A 1,204-nucleotide genomic window follows, 5' to 3' on the forward strand; every position below is an offset into this window, starting at 1 on the left:
GCGGCGGGCGACCTGTTCAACACCCTGGCCGAGGAAGCCTTGCGTGCCGCCTGGCGCATGGCGGTGGTGATGCCGATATTTGGTGGCGCCGGAGGCGGCGGCCTGTTTGGCGGCTTGCTGTCGGGCATCGGCGACTGGTTCTCGGGCGGTTCAACCGCCGACGTGGCCGGCATGACCGCCGACATGAATGCCGGCGGTGCCTTCATGGGCGGTATGCACGAGGGCGGTATCGTCGGCGGCCCGCCGACCTTCGTTCGGAGGGCAGACCCTGCAATATGGGCGTCCGCCCCGCGTTTCCATTCCGGCGGCATCCTGGCCGGCGAGCGGCCCATCATCGCCAAGGATGGCGAGGGCATCTTCACGCCCCGGCAGATGGACAATGCCGACCGCCTGCTGGGGACTGCGTTGTCCCGTCCGGCTACGGCCAACGTCCAGGTCACCGTCCACAACAATGCCGGCAATACCGAGGCCAACGCCAAGTGGTCCCAGGGGTCCGATGGCCGCATCCAGATCGACATCATCGTCGAGGAGATCGAAGGCTGCATGAATCGGCGTATCGGTCGCGGTGAGGGCATGGCCCCGGTTCTGGAACACCGCTATGGCCTCAACCCGGCAGCCGGGAGCTATCGATGAGCGTCTTCTGGCCGACCACCTTGCCCCTGCCGACGGTGCAAGGCTATGGCATCCGCCCGGGCGAAGCGATCCTGCGCACCGAGATGGAAACGGGACCGGCCCGGCAGCGCAAACGCTTCACCCAGGTGCCGTCACGCATCTCCGTTCGCTGGCGGATGAAGCCGGAGCAGTTCGCCTTGTTCGAGGCCTGGTATCGCTGGCAGGCCAAGGAGGGCGGCGAGTGGTTCGGGATCGACTTGCTGGGCGGCATCGGCCTCACCACTCACGAGGCCCGCTTCACCCGCCAGTTCGACGCCAAGCTGGCGGGCCGGGTGTTGTGGGAAATCACCTCGGAACTAGAAATCCGCGAGCGGCCGACTTTGACCCCGGACGCACTGGCCATCCGCCACGCGGTCGAGCATCTGGCGCCCATGGGCAGGATCGCCTTCAACAGCGTGCTGACGCTGACCAACCACGACCCGGTGGCCATCCGCGACTTCTTCCTGACAAAACTCAAGGCTCTATTCGTGAATCGTATTGACGGTCACGCCCCCATGGCGGCGGCGAGGCAATATCGCGCGGTCGGGTCCGG

1 protein-coding gene and 1 pseudogene are annotated in these 1,204 nt (G+C 66.4%); both read left to right on the plus strand.

Translation table 11 applies throughout. From position 1 onward, the window contains the following. Nucleotides 1–633, plus strand: a pseudogene (locus A6A05_RS21195) (tape measure protein); the annotation flags it as partial. Further along, nucleotides 630–1,204, plus strand: a 575-nt coding sequence (locus tag A6A05_RS03570) for a hypothetical protein (RefSeq protein ID WP_068497532.1), incomplete at its 3' end; no start/stop codon positions are given. The pseudogene A6A05_RS21195 and the gene A6A05_RS03570, both read left to right, overlap by 4 nt.

This window comes from Magnetospirillum moscoviense (assembly GCF_001650635.1).
GTDB classification, from domain to species: Bacteria; Pseudomonadota; Alphaproteobacteria; order Rhodospirillales; family Magnetospirillaceae; genus Magnetospirillum; species Magnetospirillum moscoviense.